The sequence below is a fragment of the Brevibacillus laterosporus DSM 25 genome, from assembly GCF_002706795.1.
GTDB lineage: Bacteria > Bacillota > Bacilli > Brevibacillales > Brevibacillaceae > Brevibacillus_B > Brevibacillus_B laterosporus.
This window is the reverse complement of sequence record NZ_CP017705.1, coordinates 737,351-754,044: the sequence shown is the minus strand read 5'-3', so window position 1 is coordinate 754,044 and position 16,694 is coordinate 737,351. Positions and strand designations below refer to the sequence as shown.

Sequence of the window (16,694 nt, the reverse complement as noted above, 5' to 3'; positions counted from 1 at the left end):
AATGAAAACTGCCGGTAACGAAAAAACGATGGTGATAAAGCTTCCGGAAACGGGTGATAGTACCACGCGAACCCAAACGAAGGAAGTTACCATTCCGAATATAAAAAATATTGTTAGTGTCAAGTCAAGTACGGGTAAAGCCACCACATCCCTATCAGGATCTACGGTTACTGTTACAGCTACGAACGGAACCCGAGTGAGAGAAACAACAGAACATTCTTTACGACAGGTAGGGCCTACCACGATCACTTGGGTTGACATTTTTTATGGAACAGAAACAGAAAAGCCTACCTTACCTTTAGAACGTTTCCATACCTTGACTTCGAATGATATAAACAAAATTTATACTAACCTTGGTTGGAGAGAGATTACGGAAACTACAACTACTGGTACGCTTAATCCAGATAAAAGCCATTTTCAATTTAATGAGGTAACAAAAAAATGGAATGGTTATGGCAACTACTACGGAGGAGGTATATATGGAAAAGCATTAATAACTGAGATAACACTCTACTATGCCTATGAAGTCACCATCACTTATGTTGATAATACGAAACCTACAATTTCTGTTACAACTCAGAACAATCAATCTTTAACAGAAAGTAAAACACTCACATTACAAGGAACCACGATTGACATTGACAACGGTAATGTCGTCACAGTCAAATACCAAATCAATACAGGAACGGCAAGGGCGGCGCAATCCGGAGTATCAAACGGTAGCACGCCTCTTTCTTTTTCCAAGGTACTAACTTACCGGGGTGGAAGACTGTACGACGGCTCCATAGATGTATCAGGATTACTGGCAGAGGGAACCAATCACACGGTAACTATATGGGCAGAAGATAACCAAGGTGGTAAATCTGATGTCGTCACCCGTACTTTTACCGTTAAGCACAATAAGGCTCCCATTATTACTGTTGATACTTTCCCTGCTGTACAATCTGGTCTGATACCACCGGATTCTATTACTGTCTCAGGTACTTCATCCGATCCCGACGGAAATACCCTCACGGTAAAGGCAAAGCTCAACAGCGGTACAGAACGAACGTTACTTAATGGTGTTACAAGTGGAAATTGGTCTTATACATGTAAAGTTAGTGATCTTAAAGCTGGGGCTAACACTGTAACCATAACGGCTACAGATCAATTTGGAGCCTATACAGTAAAGACATTTAACATCAACAACACCGTAACGGAAACACCCATGAAGAAAGCTGTTGCCCGTTATAAAATCTTAGCACCGAAAGGATCAACTAGAGAAATACTTGCTTGGCTAAAGAGAGAAAAAGGCAATCTTGTTGTTGATGCTGAAGCATCTTTTGTAGATAAGGGACAGCCAGAGCAATATACAGCTATGACTAAGGAAAGTGTTGATCTTACTACTTCAATTTCAGAGGATGAGTTGCTTGGAGCTGTAACTACAGCAAAATCCGACGCTATGTTCAAGCTTACATTGAGCAGGACCAATACGAGCACAAATGAATCAGCCGTCATGCTAGTGGGGGTGATTAGCTAGTGGAATATATAAAAAGAAACCCAGACGGGACACTTGGTAACATGGTAGAAACACCTGGGCATCAATTTCTATTGCCTAGGGAATTGATATCTATTCTGGAGGTAATTGTACAGTTGGATAAGCAGAACGTATCGTCACAAGTGACAATAAAACAGCTAAATGATCGAATATTAGCTTTGGAAGATGAAGTGAATTCAATGAAAGCAGGTGAGAAACAATGGTAAAACCATACATGATCCCTGTCTATGCATACCTAGTAAAGTCAGGCGAATGGGCAATAGAACCGGTGAAAAACGCACAAAAAATTCTACCCGAAGCATACAGGCTGCCAGTGGCAGAATTCTTAGCAGATCAAGTAAATAAGAAATAGGAAGCGCCACTCATGTGTAATGAGTAGGCGTTTTTTCATGGGAGAGTCGGTTATACGGCTCTCCAATTAACAAGGTGGTGATAGAGATGTCAGAGGCAAAAAAACCGGAGATGCCCCTGTTACGCGAAACAGCAGAAGAGATTTACCAACGGATGTATAATCGGGCAAGTGAACTTGCTCAGGCCCGTGGTGAGACGCCACCTTCCCCAGAAGAAGGCGAAATTTTTTATGATTTTCACTATCCTCTCGCTTTAGAAATATCCGAGCAACAACAATTGGACGAATATCGTTTTTTGCAATGGTACTTACCCTGGGCGGATGGAGAATTTTTAGACGCCTGGGGAGTGTTTTTAGGCGTGAAGAGAAAAGTCACCGAGCCAGACGAGCTGTATCGCCAGCGCTTGTTTGCCAAGGCTGGGGAAGAGGAGGGATCAGGCGCTGAATATGATTACAAGCGCTGGGTGAAGGAAGTACCTAATGTAGGTGAGCTGTTTATCTGGGGTGAGGCGCCAAACACAGTGCATATTGCGTTAACCGACCAGAATGGGCAGCCTGCCGACGAAGCTTTAGTAAAAACAGTAACGGAGCATCTAGCACAGCCAGATAAGCATAGTTTAAACGACAAAGTAGTGGTTCAAGCTGCGAAAGCATTAGAGATAACCATCAGCGGAGACTTATTGGAGTGGGAATCTTCTGTATCTGTGGATGAAATAAAACAGCAGATACGAGCTGGCATTGTGGAATATATCAATAAGCAGAGCAAGAAGATCCTTTATTCTGAAATCTATCGCTTGTTTAAGGTAGCTGGAGTGATAGATTATCGGAATGTTTTGCTCAATCATGCTCAGGAGAATATCGACTTCACTTTTTCAACCATACCGATTGTGAAAAATGTGACGGTGAGTAGGCCATGACGATGATCCCAGAAAAATATCGGGCTATGTTACCTCCCTATTGGTATGAGAATCAGGTAGCGGTGCACCATTTTGAGGCAGGAGAAGCAGAGAGAGCGTACCAACAGACTCGGAAGCTAGATTTGGAACGGCAAACGATGATCACCACAGTTACATGGGGACTACCGTATTGGGAGTATATGTTTCAGGTTACTCCCAAGCAGGGTGATTCCTATGAGACGCGACGTGCACGTGTGATGGCAAAGTATCGGGAGCGTCTGCCCTTTACGCCAGCGCTGGCAAGTAGTATTACCAAGCTTTTTATCAAAGAACAAGCTGCTGAACAAGTATTCATAGAGGAAAATCCCGATGCTGGTTATTTCTATATCTCGGTACCTCTATGGTCGATTTTTGATGTAGCCTCTTGGGTGTATGACATTCATAAGCGAAAGCGGGTTCCGCATGTGTTTATACCACAGCTGGCGGTGTCAAATGAGATTGCGATTAGTGAAATTATCAAAATCAATCGGAGACGTTATCACAAGGTTAGCGAATTTCGAGTTGGTATGACTCCTATTAAATATCAGGATGAGGTGATTATTTGATGGATAAAGCCTATTTGGAACGGGCGGCACAAGATTTAAGTCAACGTACTTCTAGCCTCATATTAAACAACCAAACAGTCCAATTGAGAACTACCAAGCAGGATGGAAATAAGGTGGTGGTAATAACAGAGCCAGTGAGCGGGATAACGAAGGTGTCCTCTTTAAAACTGCTGGATGAAGCAGGCAATCTCATAACAGAAAGAACGGCTAATGTGGATGTATTAAGCGATCAATCGTTGGAATTCCGATTCGAATTTGAAGTGAAAGGAGTGAAATCTGATGCCCTACAATCCTAAATTAGATTGGAACTATGACGATCCTGTCATGGAAACGGATATTAACCGATGGGAAAAAGGAATAGACGATGCCCACAAGCTACTGGAACAGCACACAGTGGCTATTTCGGCTTTGCAGATTGATGTGAAGACGATAAAAGATGCGGTGTTTAACAACTTCACGGACAATGTGTTCTTTGAAAACTTCGCAACGCTTAATGACATCACGTTAACAGAAGGCTGGTATGACGAGGCTAATAAAAGGCTGGTGATTTTGTAGATGGCAACCATAAAACAACAAGTAAAACAATTCAACGAATCGACATTCAGTTCGCAAACGCAGACCTTGACCATACCAGGATTAAAAGGCGTTACATCTGTAAAAGTTAACACAGGAACCGTATCTTATACAGTAAATGGTTCGACTGTAACGTTTACTCTCTCAGGAGGTTCCTACACACGAAGGATTCAAACAGGTGGCTCCTATACACCGCCTGATAGTAAAGAGGTAACTACTACTCAGGAAAAATTTACAAGTCAGCCAGACTATTCTTTTCCAAGTAGCATTTCCTACAATAGCGGTGGTTATAGCGGAAATCTCAGTAAGGATGGAAGCCCAGATAAAGTCAATCGTTCACCTGAGTCCGCAGTGTCGATTTATCAATATACGCAAAAATATCGTGGTACAGTAACTAAACCTGGAAGTGATACGAGAACCTATGCCTATTACTATCAATATACGGTAACTATCGAGTATTCCGATAACTCTAATCCGACTATCGTACTCACGTCTCCACCCAACAACCAAACCCTAACCGAAAACGCTACACTAACCATCCAGGGCACCGCATCCGACACCGACAAAGACAACGTAGTCACAATAAAATACCGCATGAACAACGGCACCACAAGGGCGTTGCAATCCGGAGTATCCAACGGTAGCACGCCTATTCCTTTTGCCAAAACGCTAACCTTCCGAACCAAACGCCTTTATGACGGCACCACCGATCCCACAGGCTCTGACCTAGCCGAAAACACCGATCATACGCTAACCATCTGGGCAGAGGACGACCAAGGTGGCAAATCAACCGAGATTACCCGCAAGTTCCGAGTCGTCCACAACAGACCACCCGTTATCAGCGGACAAAATGTAGACCTCGGCGTATTAAGCGCTATCCCTTCCGAGAATTACACAGTCACAGAGCCAGAGGGTGACGCGTTTACCATCACGGAGAAAATCAACGGCAAAGTTATCCGCACATTCGCTGGGACTGACAGCAAGGAAAATACCGTGACCATCCCACAAGTCACATGGCTAAGTCTCTCCTTAAACGACAGTCACACTATCACTATAGAAGCAAAAGACAGCAAAGGTATGACATCTACCAGAGCATTCACTTTTCGGAGAACGGCAGAGCGACTATCGTTTCATTTGAAAAAACCATTCTCAACAGACATTGCTGCTAAACGTATTTTGGTAACTATCGATGCAACCGTTCCATCGGGAGCTGATTACAGGGTTGAAGTCTCAAATAACGCTTTCGATGAGTTACCAACATGGGAAGACGCAACGAATTTCGTCAAATTCAACCGAGGCTTTATCTTCACCAACAAGGAAAAAACAGCAGAAAAATGGGGCGTTAGCTTACGTTTTTCTTTCACCAAAGGAACAGCAGCTGAGCCTGTTATCGTAAAAGGATTCGGAGGTGCATTCGATTGATCCTAACTAAACCAAAGGCATTATCTCAGATCCAAGCTGATCGTGAGCAAAAGGAAATGTCTCCAGAGCTGGTAGTAGCCTATGAAGCTATTGCACAGCTTTTTGAAAAAATAACTACTCTTCAGGAAGCACTCGATGAATGGAAAGGAGGTGAAGAATAATGGTCAAAGAATACATGATTCCCGTCTATGGATTGCTTGTCAAAGCGAAGCGACGTTCCATCGATTCTCTCCCCAAAGATTATCAAATTCCAGTAGCTGAGTATCTATCGAAACAAAACGAGGAATAAAGGGACGCCTGCTCATGTTGAGTAAGGCGTTTTTATTTTCTCAAATCAGGAAATTCTCACCCAGTCTGGGCATCTTCGGTAATGAAGGTGCTCTTTCTTTTACACAAAATGCGTCAAGGAGGGAAAAATGGCATGGAAGAGAGCGTACTGAACGCATTGCTCCAACAAGGTCCGTTTGCTGCTCTGTTTGTCTGGCTGTTATTCTCTACCAAAAAAGAGGGGAGAGACCGCGAGACTCGATTAGTGAAACAGGCTCAGGCACGCGAGGCTAAGCTCATGGAGCACAATGAACGCATGGTGATTCAATTGGAGCGAAACACGTCAACGCTACAGCAAATTGAACGAAGCCTATCTGGTTTGGAAATGGAACTGCAAGAATTAAAAGAAAAGGTAGAATAAAAGGAGGATATGCGTATGGCGAAACCGATTTTAATGATTGATGCAGGGCACGGTGGAACTGATCCGGGCGCAATTGGGAATCAGATGCAGGAGAAGGATTTGACGCTACAAATTAGCTTGTACCAGCTACAAAGGTGCAGGGAGTTACTTCTTCCTGTTGTTATCACTCGGACGACAGATACCACACTTACCCCATCTCAGCGTACTACGCTCGTCAAACAAAGCGGGGCCACCTACTGTATTTCCAACCACATCAACTCAGGTGGTGGGGAAGGTGTGGAAGCCATTCATTCTATTTTCACTACTAATAAACTAGCAAACGCCCTTGCTCAAGCAGTAGCAGCAGAGGGACAAAAATTTCGTAGAGTATACACACGAGTAGGCGCAGATGGGCGAGACTATTATTTCATGCATCGTGAAACAGGTGCAGTAGACACGATCATTATGGAATATGGATTTATTGATCATGCTGGGGATGCCCAAAAACTAAAAGACAATTGGAAACGCTATGCAGAAGCAGTGATCAAGGCTTTTTGCGGACATATTGGTCACCCGTATTCTCCTGCTATAGAAGGGCCTAGTGATGATTTTGAATTGGCTGTGGATGCTCTCGTACAGGCAAAAATCATAACCTCTCCTGACTATTGGAAACAGAATGCCGTCCCTAATGGAATTGTGGTTGGTGATTACGCTGCCCAGCTCATTAAAAATATGGCAAACTATCTGAAAGCGGGTGCCTGAGTGAAGGAACAAGGAAATATACCGTTACTGGTTGCTGGGATAGTTGGTTCCATCAAGCTACTAGCTGATACATTAGGCTACCAAATCATTACAGATGAACAGGTGAATGCCATTGCGAACGGTGTTTCGGCCGTGGTGGCTATTATTGCCGTGTTTTTAAATAATAGACGAGAAAAACAACAATAGACTCATGCACTCTATCATATTTTTTTATCATCATCATGAATGGATTTGACCTAGTAAAGCCTTCCAGTAGAATTTTTAGCTGGAAGGCTTTTTGGGTTTCTTCGGTACTATTAGGGAATAAAGGTAGCATTTTTTTCATCACGATAATAAGCTATTCTCTCTTGAAAAACTTGCAACCAGGTTCTATCTTTTGTAAAATAAAAATAAGAACATACATTCTGATATATCTTATAACTTTCCATAAAGAGGTACATATGCAAATAAAACTAGCGCATCCGTTGATGGCCCAAGAGATCGCACAATTCTTTCATGAACATATCGCTGAAAATTCTGATTCGATTGCAAATCGTGAATACTTATGTCCAGATGGGTCCAGAGCAGCAGTCCGCAGAAACCAAGTGCTTGTGGCGCTAGAAGGAGATGTGATTGCCGGAGCTCTTCGATTTTATCCTAAAAAATCTACACAAACCATATCACTTTATCAATTTGCAGTTGCTAAAAACTATCGGAGCAAGGGATTATTGTATACCATGCTACAAAACCTTGGTGATTATCCTATCGAGGTTCTTTGTCCTATTCAGGGCAGTTTAAATACCTACTATTCTATAAAAGGATGGCAGTGTAAAGGTCAGAATAAAGGCTGTAACCTTTGGCAGTGGAGCGTAGGAGCCACATGTAGATAACGGTTCTTTAGCGCTCGATTCTTATAGGATCAAAGAGAATTTGTATCACTGTAGAGCCTTTGTATACCTGATTCCTGACTAATCAGAAAAAGAGTAAAAGTAATCTAACTTTACACAATATCCCTATACTCATATGCAGAGCTGAATGTAAGCTCTGCGTCTGTTCCCTATTCTCTTTTACTAGTATAATGTGCTAGCGACATTAGCGAGCCATTCCACCAGCCATTCCACCAGCCATTCCACAAATCGATGACGGCAATAGAAAATCATATTCATCTATCTGCCTAATCAAACAACATGAAAAACACACAAAATATTCTTGTTTCTACTCATCTTTTTTCTCATCTAATAGCTCCAGTACAATCTGCCACTTTCCAAGCTTATCCTCCATGGTCTTTATGTAACGACTAGGTGTAGGACTTGTTGAAGGTAATGTCAGATAGAGACGATCGTCTAAAAAACCACGATATTTTTTGTAGCTTTGATAAGCTTTTGTTCCATTAAATAATACAGCTTTAATAGCTGGATACTGTTCATATAAGCTGTCAAAATCATTAATCTTTTCTTGTTTGATCGCTGAGTCGAGACTGCCTTCCCGCTCGCAATTTTGTATAACATCCCAGAGGGCAATCCTTTTATCTAATAAAAACGCCAGACGCTGTTCGTAGGACTCGGAAATAGGTTCTTGGAATAGTTCATACATAATGGGCCAGAAATGATTACGTGGATTTCCATAATACTCATGTTTGCGTAATGAGACGGCACCAGGCATACTGCCAAGGACTAGGAGTGTACAGGATTTAGTAATAACGGGTGGAAAAGATTGAAGCATGAGGCAAAATCCTTTCTGTAGGGACGGATGTAAAAAATTTATTCTTCTCTTTACTAGTATCATTAGTTTAGCTTTCCGATTTAAAAAAGGAGCCATTTAACGCAATATAAGCTACCGAAATACTAATGTCAGTAGAGTTACACGAAAATAAAGTAATAATGTGGAGAGAGATTACCTCTATTGGTAGTCTTTTTTTACAATCTACAGGAAGTACGAGGAATGAGCATATAAAAGCATGTAAATAACATAAAAGAGTTTTGTTACCTTAAAAGGATAAAATTAATTTTTATACTAATAAAATCACCAATAAACAACTATTTACAAGTGAAGAAAAAATCAACATAATCAATTCTTGAGAGTTCGTGTAACTTGTCGAATTGTTTGTGGAAAATTCTGTTTTTTATTTGCATTATGAGGGAAAAACACTGTAATTGTAAAACTGTAAAATCGTAAATTTTTTGTAACGATTTACTGGTAATAGCGTCTTATAATCATGGTAGTTATTGTTGTTTGATCAGGAGGGAATGGGGCATCAGAATAGGGTAAGCCCATAACATAGAGAACCATTCCTTTTGCAGATTTTGTTGGTTTTTGGCTGTTTGTTTGTCTACATATGAGTACTGTTTTTGTCTACATATGGCGAATGAAGACGCCGAATACAACGAACGAATGAGGAAGAGATCAGAAACCAGTATGATTTGGATAGTGAAAGGGTAGTGTGCATCATGGGTATCGGGACAGGTAAGAATGTAGACAGAAGTAGAGGATGGATAGAAAAAGCGAATGACATAACGCCAAAAACAACACAGCACAACGCATCCACAACGAAGGAAAAACAGAATGGCAATGGGGGTGGACGTAATGCCTAAACCGCTTCAAGGGCATGGTCGCTACATGCCGGGACTGGATGGATTACGTGCGCTTGCCGTATTCGCTGTCATTCTTTATCACCTCAATGTCAATTGGGCACCAGGTGGTTTGTTGGGTGTTGGAGTTTTTTTCGTGCTATCTGGATACCTGATTACGGATATATTGATATCACAGTGGAAACAGAAAGGAAAAATTGATCTAAAGGATTTTTGGATTCGGCGAGCGAAGCGATTGTTGCCGGCTATGCTAGTCATGCTCATAGCAGTAGTTGTTTGGTTAGCTTTATTTGATCGCTCTCATCTACAGGCATTGCGAGGCGAAATTGTAGCAGCACTTCTTTATGTGAGCAACTGGTGGCTGGTTTTTCACGAGGTGTCTTACTTTGAAAGCTTTGGTCCAGCTTCACCTTTTGGTCATTTTTGGTCTTTAGCAGTTGAGGAGCAATTCTACCTCGTTTGGCCGTTATTGTTACTCGTGGGGCTACGAAATACACCACGTCGAGGTAAATTGCTAGGTCTTACGTTAGCTGGAGTGGTTGTATCCGCTTTCGCGATGGCCCTTTTATATGAGCCAGGCGTTGACCCCAGCCGTATTTATTACGGAACAGATACGAGGGCGTTTGGGCTATTGATTGGAGCGGCACTTGCAATGATCTGGCCTAGCTCCAAGCTCTCTGAAAAGGTCTCACTTCCCGCACGCATTACCCTTGAGGTTTTAGGGATAGCAGGACTGGCAACCATTCTTTGGATGATTTGGTATACCAATCAATATGAGGACTTTTTGTATCAAGGCGGTCTTGTATTGTTGTCGATTGCTACAGCTGTAGTCGTAGCAGTGATTGCGCATCCGGCGAGTAGCTTTGGCAAGCTAATGGGAGCTAAGCCACTGCGTTGGATCGGCGTTCGTTCGTATGGAATGTATTTATGGCACTACCCGATTATTGTCCTGAGCACACCCACCATACATACTAATGGAACGGACATTCCTAAGGCCATATTTCAGATTGGAGCAACCATTGCGCTTGCCGCTTTATCCTTGCGCTTGGTTGAGGAACCGATTCGTCGTGGTTCATTTGTGAAACCTGCCAAATATCGCCGAATGCAAGATGGACACTGGAGATTTGTCATGTTTGGACGCTGGGTTGTTTCTATGGTTGCTATTTTGGCTTTTAGCTCCACTTGCATTGCGATAGCAGGATGGGGAGAGAATGTGACCGCCAGCGCTATTCCAACAGCTAGTACGATAAACACTGAGACGAAGCATCTAGCTGAACAACCAAATGTTGAGGAAGCGAATCTGTTTATACCGAAAAAAGAAGACACGACTTCAGCAGACACGCCTGAGCAAGCGGATGAAAAAACAGCAGAAGCAGACAAAACAACATCAACATCAACACAAAAAAATAATTCTTCACAGCAGGAGAAGGTAAAACGAGAAACGAGCGAAAAAAATAGCGCTACGCAATCTACTGCTGATACAGAGCAAAATCCAACAAAGACGGAGCAAAAACCACCTAATACCACAACAAATGGCGACGAAGCTGAGCAAACAACAGGCTCTGAGGAAAACGAAAGTGGCTCGTCAGCTCCAGAAACTGACAAAGATGATTCTACTGCTCATCAATCGAAGGAAAACGATTCAAAAATAGAGAAATCTTCTAAGACAGATACAGAAGAGAAGAAGGCGCCTTCTACTAGAGCAGGAAGAGGAATCACAGTGTTTGGAGATTCCATTATGCTAGATGTTTCTCCACACCTGCAAAAGCTACTTCCAGGGATTACCGTTGATGCAAAAATCGGTAGACAATTGCACCAGACCCCTGAGCTAGTAGCCCAATATAAAAAGAGAGGGAAGCTTGGAAGTCGGGTTGTTCTTGAGCTTGGTACAAATGGAGCATTTACCAAGAAGCAATTGGAGGGCTTATTGAAATCGCTTGGAGATGTGAAGCAGATCATTCTCATTAACACTCGTGTTCCACGTCCGTGGGAAGGCGTAGTAAACACTACACTAGCAGAGGTAGCGAACAGTCATCCCAATACACTACTCGTAGATTGGTACACAGCCAGCGCAGGGAAGGATTCTTACTTCTCTCCAGATGGCGTTCACCTGGAGCCAGAGGGAGCGAAGGCATTTGCTGCCTTACTATCTGATGTACTCAAGTAAATGATAAAACAATAAAGCCTCTTTTACTGAACGGGAATTAAACTATTGTTGCCTGTACATGAAAGGAGGCTTTTTTGTACGATCAGGAAAAATTCTAGCTATCAGTAGCGTCTACGCCTTTTGAAAAAGAATGGCGTACATATTCTTCTTTCAACAAAGAGATCCTGCCTGCCCTTCCTTCTGTGATGGAAGCACTTATTGTGGCTGGAATGCTTATTTTTCATACTTGTAAACAGGAAAAAAGGGTTATGATTCCTAATAAGTATTGTGACTACCACTTTTATCTTTGGGCAAAGGGGGGGCGAAGCAGTGGAGACGATCTATAGTCAGCTACATAAGCTGGGATTTTCCCAATATGAGAGCAAGGCCTACGTTAGTTTGATTCAGCAAGCGCCGGCCACTGGATACGAAGTGAGCAAACGTTCAGGGGTTCCGCGTTCCATGATTTATGAGGTACTAGGAAAATTGATCGACAGAGGAGCCGCTTATTTGGTACCGACTGATCCAGTTAAATATGCGCCTGTTCCTGCTAAGCAGATGCTGGAACGTCTGAGAAATAATATGGAGGAAACCATCCATTATCTGGAGCATTCACTAGAGACATTGGAAAAAGATCCTGCTATTGATGTGATTATGCATCTGAGTGGATATGATCATGTGATACAAGAGCTGTCAGATACGATTCATCAGGCGAAGAGTGAGCTGTGGCTATCCATTTGGGAGCCACAAGTAAGCGAATTATATGAGCAAATCCAACAGGCAGTCAGTCGTGATATTTCGGTATTTTCGATAGTGTTTGGTGCTGAGGGAGTAAGTCTTGGCTACACCTTTCCCCACAACTATATGTCACCAGAAGTTGTGCAAGAGAGAATGGGAGGGCAATTAACGATAGCAGCAAGAGATGGGGAAGAAGTTATTATTGCCAACTTTAATGAACGTGGTGTCCCCTGGGCTATTAAAACAAGAAACCCAGCACTTGTGCTCGTAGCTACCGAGTATGTAAGACACGACATCATGATTGAAGAAGTTACGCGAGAATACGGGGCTGATAAGGTAGAGCGGCTTTGGCGTAATCGGCCTGATCTATCTCATGTAGTAACAGGCTATAAAGGAGGAGGGACCCTATGAAACCGGGAGATACGTTAACATGGACAAGAACCTTTACGGAGGAAGAAACACTCCATTTTGCAGAGATTACGGGTGACAAAGGTAGACATCATATGGAGCGTGACGAACAAGGTAGGCTTATGGTACATGGTTTATTAACAGCAAGTATTGGAACAAAAATAGGTGGTGATCTCCACTACATTGCTAGGGAGTTTAACAACGAGTTTCTGCGTCCGGTGTTTACGGGGGATACAATCACCTGTGAGATAACAATCAATGAAATTACTCCTATGGAGGGCTTTGATAAAGTAGCGTTATCGTTTGTATATTACAATCAAGTAGGGAAAGAAGTACTAATCGGAACCAGTCACGGCATTATTCGAAAGGAAGCAGAATGAGGACAAAATAAAAAAGCAGGCACGATTGAGAAGGAAGCTACTCACGTGTCTGCTTGAGTTATTATTGGAGTGGGGCCTCAACAGCTATATATATTTCAACAATAGCGTCATTAGGATTGCTAGCTCGCTCATCGTAGTGTTCAAAATCACCAGTGAATGTGCGACGAAGATCACTATTCATGGACCACGTCCAAATGAATTGCCAAGCCTCTATGACAACCTCAGACAAAGGACCGCGTCGGGAAGTAAAGACAGCGTACTGAGCGGCAGGTAATGTGACTGTAGTGATGTTTGAGCAAGTCATCGCCGATTTTTCTGCCATTCTGTGCCCAATTAAACTAGTGTATTCCCCCATTGCTCCATTCTCGTAATCTGCATAGACACCATAGATGTCCTTGGATAGACTATCCGAAGACAGTTGCTCAGCTATATTTTCAGCGAAATACCGATCCCACAACCCACTGATCACACCACTTCCAGCCAGCTCACGAGCGTTGGTTGTACGGGCAGAGATTCCAGAAATCGTGAGTTCTTCAAGATGAACGAGTCGAGGTTTTTCAAGGTGTTGCTGGGAGCCTGTTGCATTATTTTCCTGTGCCCAACGTTTTAACTGAGGGAATAGTCCTGTTAACATTGTACGGGCCTGTTGCTCACTCATTTCATCTCCTACCATGTGGGGAATACATATTTCTATCATTTGCTCCATTGTACAGTCTGGTGCAGTAAACGCTCCCTTATCATAGCAGTATGAGCAATATTCCTGTGATTTGCTGTTGTCTTGCTCTGTACCTAACACTTCTTCATGAAGAGGCATGCTACAACTTTGGCAAAAGGTAGTTGTCATTTCTATCACTCCTTCTTGGTTTACTAACAGTATAAGAGGTGGAACCTGACAACTATCTGTCAGGTTTCGATCAATCGTTTTATACATATTTTTCAACGATGGCTGTTGCTAATTTTTTTATTTTAACTTTAATAGACTCAGGCTCTATTACTTCTACAGAAGGTCCAAAACTAAGAATAAATCCATAGAGCCAATTATCCTCAGGAAAAGAGGCGGATACTGTTACATACCCCCCAGCTTGATCACATAATTCTTCTACACCAAAGTACTCTTCAGCTAAATGACGAGAATCTGGGGCAAAACGTAAGACAAGGTGCACCATTTGAGTAGGATCATTCCATTTCTGTACCCATGGAAGCTCGTCTACTTCAATATTTCGTCTGGTAAATGTTGTATCAAGCACGTTGAGCCTCTTCATGCGATATAGTTTAAACAGGCGAAAATCGAGCTTGTTTTTGCAAAAACCGTACAAGTACCAGGAACGACCCTTTACGAGAAGAATATGAGGCTCGACATTTCGGTCACTCTGTTTCCCCTGTGCATTCGAATAGGTGAAGCTTACTAAATGACTAGCTTCAATTGCCTGTCTAATGATTAGAATGGATTCTTCCAATCTTTCGTTTTGTCCCCAAGGTGAAAGATCAACGAGAAATTGCTGCGTTTTCCAAAGAAATTGTTCTTTTTGAGAATGTGGAATAATACTAGTAATCTTTTCTACTAAAAACTGATGACTCTCACTTTTGTCCATGGTCGAGAGGCTCTGTAGCGAGGTGACGATCGTGGCTAGCTCGTTATTAGTCAGCAATTGACGATCTAGCCGATATCCTTGAGCTAGACCAATACCTCCATTCGCTCCCTGATAGGTAACGATAGGAATACCGGCTTGATTAATCGTTTCAATATCGCGGTAAATGGTTCGAATAGACACCTCAAATTGCTCAGCCAAATCCTTCGCTTGTACGAGATTACGGTTTAGCAAGATAATAATGATAGAAAGTAAGCGGTCTATTTTCATCTGGATGTATGTGCTCCATTTCTACAAAAAATGATGGGTGAAAAAAATCCATGTTTACTGTATGAGGAAGGTTAGACTGTTTGGTAATCAACTGATTTCTTAAAATACAGTTCGGTATGAAAGAATAGCTATCCTTGTGGCTTTTTTTTATATTTGTCTCAGATAAGCTTACCATATTACCACATGAAGCAAAAAAAGCACGCTCAAAGCTTACGAGTAAGGGTGAACGTGCTTTTTCGGATATGATAGCAGTTATCTAGTTTTCCATAGTAATAGAGCCGATGACTAGGCTTGTCTTTGTAAATCTGCCAGACGTACTTCTTCGGCTATTGCTCTTTTTTCTTCCTCTGATAATACAAGGCTTACTAATGGGAAAATATAATGATCCTCTTTTTCAATATGCTTTTTCAAAAGGTAAGCTAAGAAGTTCATTTTTTGCATTAACAATTCACTGCATTCCTTCGCTTGCTCTTGCTCAAACAGCTCCTTCGCATCGTTATAATGCTTACGAATGACCACATGGTCTTGTACTAATTTTGCGATGGGACCTACTTCTGTTTCAACGATGTGGTTCTGTAGCTTGCCTAAAATGAATGTTTCCTCATACAGAAAATGATGCTCCAATTCTTCTTTTATCTCTTGTAAAGCCAGGCGATATACTTTTAAATCGTAACCTTCTCGTACCTTATCCATCAAGTTTTCCAGCATGGCATGTTCAGCGACAAACGAGTGTAGGTGTGGGTCGATGATCGTAATCAATTTGTTGTATTTTTCCTGATCGGATGTAGTCCAATCTGTCATGTCCAACTGTGGTTTGTATACAGGAGTATTCATAAGCGTATCAACTCATCTTTCGTTCTGATTTCTTACAATAGTAAATCTATCGAAACAAATGAACAAACGGTGTGATTCAGATCACGTATTTTTCAAAAAATTCGAGAAGATAACGATTCAAGGTGCCAAGCCAGTAGAAATAGTAGCGGAACTAGACTGTTTTACTTTTCCGTAAGTAATCTGTTTCTTGCGCAATTAGTGCTAGTTTTTTATTATTTGCAGAAAATTTGTTACAATAGTAATGTGTAACGTGCGGATTTGTATGTGAGCAAGATTTTAATCTATGAAATGGAGACGAAACCATATGAATAACGAGTACATAGTAGGGTGGGGGACGCTTGCCCTCATTAATGCTGGACTTGCACAAGGGAAAAATCGATCGGGGCTTGCATGGTTTGTCTTGTCATTGTTAGGAGGTCCTATTGCTACGTTCATTCTAGTTATTTTACCTAAGGAGTAAGGCGTACATCACTTTATGAAAGCAAAGGAGACTACTCACATGGAAATCAAAATAGCAACGGAAGAGGATCTGAAGTTTTTATATGAAAAGACACCGCAGGCCCTGCTGGAAGGCACCTTGGGTCACATCGATGTGGATTTCGAAAAAATCGAGGAGCCAATTCATAAATTGCTGGAAAAAGGAGCTTGGTATCTAGTAGGTAAGCAGAACGAGCAAATCGTAGGTTGGGTGTTAGCTGGTAGTATCATCGAGCAATTCACTGACACAGAGCTCGGTTATATTTTTGAGCTATATGTCATGCCTGAGTCCCGTGGAAAGGGATATGCTACACCACTGATGGAAGCAGCTATTCAGAGGCTAAAAGAACAAGGATATCCCGAAATCAGACTAAATGTCTATGTAGCTAATCAAGCGAAGGCGTTATATGAAAAGCTTGGGTTTCGGGAACGCAATGTTATTATGAGCTTGATGTAAACAGCAAAAAGTATCAA

General features: G+C 42.1%; 24 protein-coding genes. 20 read left to right on the top strand and 4 right to left on the bottom strand.

The features are described from left to right. Window position 1: 1 nt before the first annotated feature. From BrL25_RS25075 to BrL25_RS03595, 14 genes are all read left to right on the top strand, one after another. Window positions 2-1,519 (top strand): hypothetical protein, encoded by a 1,518-nt coding sequence (locus BrL25_RS25075; protein WP_018674087.1) that lies wholly within the window; start codon window positions 2-4, stop codon window positions 1,517-1,519. Further along, window positions 1,519-1,743, top strand: coding sequence for a hypothetical protein (locus BrL25_RS03640; RefSeq protein ID WP_018674088.1), 225 nt, complete (start codon window positions 1,519-1,521; stop codon window positions 1,741-1,743). The genes BrL25_RS25075 and BrL25_RS03640 overlap by 1 nt, the downstream gene beginning before the upstream one ends. Continuing rightward, window positions 1,737-1,889 (top strand): CD1375 family protein, encoded by a 153-nt coding sequence (locus BrL25_RS25070; protein ID WP_018674089.1) that lies wholly within the window; start codon window positions 1,737-1,739, stop codon window positions 1,887-1,889. The genes BrL25_RS03640 and BrL25_RS25070 overlap by 7 nt, the downstream gene beginning before the upstream one ends. An 86-nt stretch (window positions 1,890-1,975) precedes the next feature. After that, entirely contained in the window at window positions 1,976-2,803 is an 828-nt protein-coding gene (locus BrL25_RS03635) for a baseplate J/gp47 family protein (RefSeq protein WP_018674090.1), read from the top strand. Further along, on the top strand, window positions 2,800-3,387 hold the full coding sequence (locus tag BrL25_RS03630; RefSeq protein ID WP_018674091.1) for a putative phage tail protein: 588 nt from the start codon (window positions 2,800-2,802) through the stop codon (window positions 3,385-3,387). Before BrL25_RS03635 ends, BrL25_RS03630 begins: the two co-directional genes overlap by 4 nt. Next, window positions 3,387-3,683, top strand: coding sequence for a hypothetical protein (locus BrL25_RS03625; RefSeq protein WP_018674092.1), 297 nt, complete (start codon window positions 3,387-3,389; stop codon window positions 3,681-3,683). The genes BrL25_RS03630 and BrL25_RS03625 overlap by 1 nt, the downstream gene beginning before the upstream one ends. Beyond that, window positions 3,667-3,942, top strand: coding sequence for a hypothetical protein (locus BrL25_RS03620; RefSeq protein ID WP_018674093.1), 276 nt, complete (start codon window positions 3,667-3,669; stop codon window positions 3,940-3,942). Before BrL25_RS03625 ends, BrL25_RS03620 begins: the two co-directional genes overlap by 17 nt. Further along, complete coding sequence (locus BrL25_RS25065; protein WP_198405896.1) at window positions 3,943-5,382, top strand: Ig-like domain-containing protein; 1,440 nt, start codon at window positions 3,943-3,945, stop codon at window positions 5,380-5,382. Next, the gene (locus BrL25_RS25060) at window positions 5,379-5,543 is read left to right on the top strand and encodes a hypothetical protein (protein WP_018673616.1); all 165 of its coding nucleotides are present in this window, start codon (window positions 5,379-5,381) and stop codon (window positions 5,541-5,543) included. The genes BrL25_RS25065 and BrL25_RS25060 overlap by 4 nt, the downstream gene beginning before the upstream one ends. Continuing rightward, window positions 5,543-5,671 (top strand): CD1375 family protein, encoded by a 129-nt coding sequence (locus tag BrL25_RS26180; protein WP_018673615.1) that lies wholly within the window; start codon window positions 5,543-5,545, stop codon window positions 5,669-5,671. The genes BrL25_RS25060 and BrL25_RS26180 overlap by 1 nt, the downstream gene beginning before the upstream one ends. A 132-nt stretch (window positions 5,672-5,803) precedes the next feature. Continuing rightward, entirely contained in the window at window positions 5,804-6,070 is a 267-nt protein-coding gene (locus BrL25_RS03610; RefSeq protein ID WP_018673614.1) for a BhlA/UviB family holin-like peptide, read from the top strand. Between the two features lie 15 nt (window positions 6,071-6,085). Then, window positions 6,086-6,811, top strand: a complete 726-nt coding sequence (locus BrL25_RS03605; protein ID WP_018673613.1) for an N-acetylmuramoyl-L-alanine amidase — start codon at window positions 6,086-6,088, stop codon at window positions 6,809-6,811. Continuing rightward, window positions 6,812-6,997 (top strand): hypothetical protein, encoded by a 186-nt coding sequence (locus BrL25_RS03600; protein ID WP_018673612.1) that lies wholly within the window; start codon window positions 6,812-6,814, stop codon window positions 6,995-6,997. It begins immediately after the preceding gene. 254 nt (window positions 6,998-7,251) lie between these two features. Next, window positions 7,252-7,680 (top strand): GNAT family N-acetyltransferase, encoded by a 429-nt coding sequence (locus BrL25_RS03595; RefSeq protein ID WP_018673611.1) that lies wholly within the window; start codon window positions 7,252-7,254, stop codon window positions 7,678-7,680. A 325-nt stretch (window positions 7,681-8,005) separates the two neighbouring features. Here BrL25_RS03595 and BrL25_RS03590 read toward each other — a convergent pair whose 3' ends face one another. After that, window positions 8,006-8,512, bottom strand: coding sequence for a DNA-deoxyinosine glycosylase (locus BrL25_RS03590; RefSeq protein ID WP_018673610.1), 507 nt, complete (start codon window positions 8,510-8,512; stop codon window positions 8,006-8,008). Between the two features lie 725 nt (window positions 8,513-9,237). Between BrL25_RS03590 and BrL25_RS25055 the strand changes: the two genes are divergently transcribed. The 4 genes from BrL25_RS25055 to BrL25_RS03575 all read left to right on the top strand — a co-directional run bounded on the left by BrL25_RS25055 (window position 9,238) and on the right by BrL25_RS03575 (window position 13,050). After that, a complete protein-coding gene (locus BrL25_RS25055) occupies window positions 9,238-9,381 on the top strand; it encodes a hypothetical protein (RefSeq protein ID WP_018673609.1) in 144 nt (47 codons plus the stop codon). Then, window positions 9,374-11,545: an acyltransferase family protein gene (locus tag BrL25_RS03585; protein WP_018673608.1), complete on the top strand. Its 2,172-nt coding sequence runs from the start codon at window positions 9,374-9,376 to the stop codon at window positions 11,543-11,545. The genes BrL25_RS25055 and BrL25_RS03585 overlap by 8 nt, the downstream gene beginning before the upstream one ends. A gap of 309 nt (window positions 11,546-11,854) precedes the next feature. Continuing rightward, window positions 11,855-12,673: a TrmB family transcriptional regulator gene (locus BrL25_RS03580; protein WP_018673607.1), complete on the top strand. Its 819-nt coding sequence runs from the start codon at window positions 11,855-11,857 to the stop codon at window positions 12,671-12,673. Continuing rightward, window positions 12,670-13,050, top strand: a complete 381-nt coding sequence (locus tag BrL25_RS03575; protein WP_018673606.1) for a hotdog family protein — start codon at window positions 12,670-12,672, stop codon at window positions 13,048-13,050. The genes BrL25_RS03580 and BrL25_RS03575 overlap by 4 nt, the downstream gene beginning before the upstream one ends. 61 nt (window positions 13,051-13,111) lie before the next feature. Here the strand turns inward: BrL25_RS03575 and BrL25_RS03570 are convergent, their stop codons facing one another. From BrL25_RS03570 to BrL25_RS03560, 3 genes are all read right to left on the bottom strand, one after another. Beyond that, on the bottom strand, window positions 13,112-13,894 hold the full coding sequence (locus tag BrL25_RS03570; RefSeq protein WP_018673605.1) for a zinc ribbon domain-containing protein: 783 nt from the start codon (window positions 13,892-13,894) through the stop codon (window positions 13,112-13,114). Between the two features lie 79 nt (window positions 13,895-13,973). Beyond that, complete coding sequence (locus tag BrL25_RS03565; RefSeq protein WP_018673604.1) at window positions 13,974-14,909, bottom strand: helix-turn-helix transcriptional regulator; 936 nt, start codon at window positions 14,907-14,909, stop codon at window positions 13,974-13,976. A gap of 285 nt (window positions 14,910-15,194) precedes the next feature. Further along, complete coding sequence (locus tag BrL25_RS03560) at window positions 15,195-15,743, bottom strand: hemerythrin domain-containing protein (RefSeq protein ID WP_018673603.1); 549 nt, start codon at window positions 15,741-15,743, stop codon at window positions 15,195-15,197. A 304-nt stretch (window positions 15,744-16,047) separates the two neighbouring features. Here BrL25_RS03560 and BrL25_RS25050 point away from each other — a divergent pair, with 304 nt between their 5' ends. Further along, a complete protein-coding gene (locus tag BrL25_RS25050; protein WP_018673602.1) occupies window positions 16,048-16,203 on the top strand; it encodes a hypothetical protein in 156 nt (51 codons plus the stop codon). Between the two features lie 39 nt (window positions 16,204-16,242). Then, window positions 16,243-16,677, top strand: a complete 435-nt coding sequence (locus BrL25_RS03555; RefSeq protein ID WP_018673601.1) for a GNAT family N-acetyltransferase — start codon at window positions 16,243-16,245, stop codon at window positions 16,675-16,677. Window positions 16,678-16,694 lie beyond the last annotated feature (17 nt).

Coding starts and splice junctions, on each gene's coding strand:
- BrL25_RS25075 (WP_018674087.1), top strand. CDS start 2: ATGAAAACTGCCGGTAACGAAAAAACGATGGTGATAAAGCTTCCGGAA.
- BrL25_RS25070 (WP_018674089.1), top strand. CDS start 1,737: ATGGTAAAACCATACATGATCCCTGTCTATGCATACCTAGTAAAGTCA.
- BrL25_RS03635 (WP_018674090.1), top strand. CDS start 1,976: ATGTCAGAGGCAAAAAAACCGGAGATGCCCCTGTTACGCGAAACAGCA.
- BrL25_RS03630 (WP_018674091.1), top strand. CDS start 2,800: ATGACGATGATCCCAGAAAAATATCGGGCTATGTTACCTCCCTATTGG.
- BrL25_RS03625 (WP_018674092.1), top strand. CDS start 3,387: ATGGATAAAGCCTATTTGGAACGGGCGGCACAAGATTTAAGTCAACGT.
- BrL25_RS03620 (WP_018674093.1), top strand. CDS start 3,667: ATGCCCTACAATCCTAAATTAGATTGGAACTATGACGATCCTGTCATG.
- BrL25_RS25065 (WP_198405896.1), top strand. CDS start 3,943: ATGGCAACCATAAAACAACAAGTAAAACAATTCAACGAATCGACATTC.
- BrL25_RS26180 (WP_018673615.1), top strand. CDS start 5,543: ATGGTCAAAGAATACATGATTCCCGTCTATGGATTGCTTGTCAAAGCG.
- BrL25_RS03610 (WP_018673614.1), top strand. CDS start 5,804: ATGGAAGAGAGCGTACTGAACGCATTGCTCCAACAAGGTCCGTTTGCT.
- BrL25_RS03605 (WP_018673613.1), top strand. CDS start 6,086: ATGGCGAAACCGATTTTAATGATTGATGCAGGGCACGGTGGAACTGAT.
- BrL25_RS03595 (WP_018673611.1), top strand. CDS start 7,252: ATGCAAATAAAACTAGCGCATCCGTTGATGGCCCAAGAGATCGCACAA.
- BrL25_RS03590 (WP_018673610.1), bottom strand. CDS start 8,512: ATGCTTCAATCTTTTCCACCCGTTATTACTAAATCCTGTACACTCCTA.
- BrL25_RS25055 (WP_018673609.1), top strand. CDS start 9,238: ATGGGTATCGGGACAGGTAAGAATGTAGACAGAAGTAGAGGATGGATA.
- BrL25_RS03585 (WP_018673608.1), top strand. CDS start 9,374: ATGCCTAAACCGCTTCAAGGGCATGGTCGCTACATGCCGGGACTGGAT.
- BrL25_RS03575 (WP_018673606.1), top strand. CDS start 12,670: ATGAAACCGGGAGATACGTTAACATGGACAAGAACCTTTACGGAGGAA.
- BrL25_RS03570 (WP_018673605.1), bottom strand. CDS start 13,894: ATGACAACTACCTTTTGCCAAAGTTGTAGCATGCCTCTTCATGAAGAA.
- BrL25_RS03565 (WP_018673604.1), bottom strand. CDS start 14,909: ATGAAAATAGACCGCTTACTTTCTATCATTATTATCTTGCTAAACCGT.
- BrL25_RS03560 (WP_018673603.1), bottom strand. CDS start 15,743: ATGAATACTCCTGTATACAAACCACAGTTGGACATGACAGATTGGACT.
- BrL25_RS25050 (WP_018673602.1), top strand. CDS start 16,048: ATGAATAACGAGTACATAGTAGGGTGGGGGACGCTTGCCCTCATTAAT.
- BrL25_RS03555 (WP_018673601.1), top strand. CDS start 16,243: ATGGAAATCAAAATAGCAACGGAAGAGGATCTGAAGTTTTTATATGAA.